The 3,160-nt window shown below is 36.4% G+C and carries 4 protein-coding genes; 2 read left to right on the top strand and 2 right to left on the bottom strand.

Going from position 1 to position 3,160, the window contains the following annotated elements:
- The first annotated feature begins 192 nt into the window (after window positions 1-192).
- Complete coding sequence (locus ACS8FD_RS12900) at window positions 193-783, top strand: recombinase family protein (RefSeq protein ID WP_371532840.1); 591 nt, start codon at window positions 193-195, stop codon at window positions 781-783.
- Window positions 784-859: 76 nt separating this feature from the next.
- On the opposite strand, the gene ACS8FD_RS12895 is transcribed toward ACS8FD_RS12900, so the two are convergent.
- Both ACS8FD_RS12895 and ACS8FD_RS12890 read right to left on the bottom strand, forming a co-directional pair.
- Window positions 860-1,108 carry an antitoxin VbhA family protein gene (locus tag ACS8FD_RS12895; RefSeq protein WP_371532839.1) on the bottom strand — a complete coding sequence of 83 codons (249 nt, stop codon included), beginning with the start codon at window positions 1,106-1,108 and terminating at the stop codon, window positions 860-862.
- A gap of 128 nt (window positions 1,109-1,236) precedes the next feature.
- Entirely contained in the window at window positions 1,237-2,220 is a 984-nt protein-coding gene (locus tag ACS8FD_RS12890) for a hypothetical protein (RefSeq protein WP_439276195.1), read from the bottom strand.
- Between the two features lie 393 nt (window positions 2,221-2,613).
- Here ACS8FD_RS12890 and ACS8FD_RS12885 point away from each other — a divergent pair, with 393 nt between their 5' ends.
- Complete coding sequence (locus tag ACS8FD_RS12885) at window positions 2,614-2,823, top strand: helix-turn-helix domain-containing protein (RefSeq protein ID WP_371532837.1); 210 nt, start codon at window positions 2,614-2,616, stop codon at window positions 2,821-2,823.
- The last annotated feature ends 337 nt before the right edge of the window (window positions 2,824-3,160 follow it).

The raw sequence follows: 3,160 nt of genomic DNA, 5'->3' as shown, positions 1-3,160 counted from the left end.
TCAAATATATTTACAGACTATCTAAAATAGACTGTTATAACGAAACCACTTTAAACGACCTATCACTAGACTATACCTTAACAGTAAAATAATTAAATGATAATAAATCTATCATTAGAGTTGTTTTCACTATTAAACGATAGTATTATCATTAAACAATAATATTTAAGTCTAAAAGATATGTTGATACCCATGACAGTCAGAATATATGTGAGAGCTAGCACAAAAGACCAAGATGCTAAGAGAGCCTTGTCTGACTTGATTGGCGTTAGTAAAAATTATGCTGACAGTCATGTTGATTACATTGAAAACTATAGTGGTACTAAGTTAGATAGACCAGAACTTACTAAGTTACTTGATGATGCTAATCAAGGAGATATCTTGCTTGTTGAGAGCGTAGATAGATTAAGCAGATTGTCTCAAGATGATTTTGCAATTCTAAAGCAACGCATTAAAGATAAAGGCTTAAGGTTAGTTGTAGCTGACCTGCCTACTACGCATACAATCAATACTGGTATGAGTGGAGAGATATTGGCTGTAATCAACAATATGCTAATTGACTTGTTAGCAACAATGGCTAAATTGGATAATGACAAGCGTAGAGAGCGCATTAAGCAAGGATTAGCTAATAGTGGTTATAAACCTACAGGCAAAAAAGCTAATATACAGAAGCACAAACGCATTAAAGAATTAGCAAGTCAAAACAATATGAAAAAAGATGAAATAGCTAAGGCCTGTGATGTTGGAGTGGCTACAGTTTATCGTGTACTAAAAGATACGTAATACGTCAGGTAATGAACTTAAATAATTATGCTTTGCTGAATTACTATGTCTAAAAATAAAACAGTAGTCATAAGCGTTAATTATCTCCAAGCGCTACCTTGGTATAGTGAGCGTGTAGTAGCGCTTTTACTTCCTTGCTAGTTGCAATTTTACCTTCCTCAAAGTCTTGAAAGATATGCTGAGTATCTGGGTTAACAGGAATATTATCGACTGCAAAGCTGCCCAAAGTATCAAAGTTAATGCGGCGGCGCTTTTCTATCTCTTGTCGACTAACAAGAATAGGTCGATCGTCAACAATCGGTGTTTTAGATTTAGAATCTTCCATACTAGCTCCTATCAGTAGTAATGAAATTGTTCAGCAAGTCAGATAGTCTTCTATCTAGACAACCTTTCTCTCATTGCTATGTCTTATTCGGCTGATTTAATTGTATTAATGATTTAGACATCGGTAAATCATGATTGTTTAACCTCAAGAGCTATTGTGACTGAATAATTCGTACTTCTAGCATCTCCTAGAGTTGCGTAACTTACTTGCTCTAAAGTTTTTTGGGACCTATATGGGCTGAATAGCTCATCAAGAGTATGGTGAAAACCACCATCATCTACTCCAAATACATAATCAAAAAATATTTTGGCCATTGCAGACTGAGGGTGGCTAGCATCGCGAAAAGATTTATTGTGACTCCAACTACCACTGTATATTTTATTGAATACTCTCTCTATATTACCAGAAACAGAATTTGAAGCATGTCTTCGAGTAATACCTGGTTTTTGCACGTATGCAGCAGCATTTTCAACAGACTTCCAAATTACATAATGCATAGTTGATACAGAGCATTCAGCTAAACATGATCTGAGAATGCTAATTAGCTTATCGCCAATAGGCGGTGCTAGATAGTTCAGTCTTGACCTAGTAATCAGGTAGCTTAAACACTCTCCTAGCTGTAACTTTTCACACCAGTTCTTAAATTGATCATTCGCTACTAGAGCACTGGTATTTTTCTGAGATTTAGCGTTTATCAAGATTTTAGTAAGATTCTCAATACTATAAGCAAACTCAAAGATCGCTTGATAGAAATCTATCTCTAGCTCTTTTTCTTCGTTGATAGTTACGTATTCGTAGCTATTTTCAGGAGCGAGTATGAGCAGATTTCGGTTAAAAAGATGCTGTAGTATTTCTTCATCTGATTTAGAGAACGGTGATAAAGGTAATGATAAATTGTCACGTAGAGAGACTGTATTCCTTATATTATCTGCCCCTAGGCTCTCTACAGTCGCTGCAAGTAGAAGCTTATCCACATCGTTAAGCTCAGTGATTGAAGGAATACTGCTTAATTGAATGCCTCTGCATTGATTGATGTACTCTAGAGCGGTCTGTCTTCTCTCTTCTTCTAAATGCTTTTGTTTAAGACGATACTCTAAGTACTCTTGATCCATCCTTTTTTCAAGCGCCTCCCTGCAATCATCACACCGCCATCTAATAGTATCTAATCGAGTTAGCTGTGAACGAGTATAGCAAATCTTAGTTGTACCACAGTCTATGCATTGACAGTCCAGTACGACAAGATGAGCATTTATTTTAACGATACTAGGTATATCCTGATGCTTAACATCAAACTCTTGACCTATCTCTTTACAGGTATATATAAAACCACTTCGTTTGTCGCTCTCACGTAGCCAGTACCTCTCACAGATCAGCTTATTAGTTTCTGTTATATCTGGCTGATACTCTAGTTTAGTTTTCACGCCCACCTCTCAATACCGACTATATCCCGTGGATATTATAGCTTACCACTGTGAGTATTGCTATCTTTAGCAGTGGTTAGTGAGATGACGACAGACGAACGTATGATTGCCTTTGGAAAGCGTGTCCGTGAAGTACGCAAAAGCAAAGGGATATCCCAAGAAAAATTGGCGGAGATGGCAGGTATTGATCGTAGCTATATGGGTAATATAGAACGTGGAGAAAAGAATATTACGCTGAAAAAGGCTTATGAGATATGTGATGCGTTGGAGATTGAGATACAAAACTTAGTCTAAAATACCTATTATTGTTTTAGATCATTCGCCTTACCTTGCCATTAACGGCAAATTAAAAAAAGCGCTCACCTTCTACAGCTAAAGACCTAGCTGTAGAAGGTATACCCTATAGAATACAGACAGAAAATATCACTTGTATTTGTATTAAAAACGATTTTTATAGTCTGGGTACAGGCTGAATTTCTACAACAAGGATAGATGGAGAAGAATCTACCTAAACTGCTCCATGATATGGAATGTACTAAATTTATTTTAGACTTATGAGCTATGCTGAAGAAACCGTACACCTAAACTTGGTAAACTAACGACTCGATGAGGAGTTTACCATGACTAAGAA

It is taken from the genome of Psychrobacter sp. 1U2 (genome assembly GCF_051847575.1).
This window is presented reverse-complemented; position numbering and strand designations above follow the sequence as displayed.

Excerpts from the sequence above, each read along its gene's own strand:
- ACS8FD_RS12895 (WP_371532839.1), bottom strand. The coding sequence starts at position 1,108 with ATGGAAGATTCTAAATCTAAAACACCGATTGTTGACGATCGACCTATT.
- ACS8FD_RS12900 (WP_371532840.1), top strand. The coding sequence starts at position 193 with ATGACAGTCAGAATATATGTGAGAGCTAGCACAAAAGACCAAGATGCT.
- ACS8FD_RS12890 (WP_439276195.1), bottom strand. The coding sequence starts at position 2,220 with ATGGATCAAGAGTACTTAGAGTATCGTCTTAAACAAAAGCATTTAGAA.
- ACS8FD_RS12885 (WP_371532837.1), top strand. The coding sequence starts at position 2,614 with ATGACGACAGACGAACGTATGATTGCCTTTGGAAAGCGTGTCCGTGAA.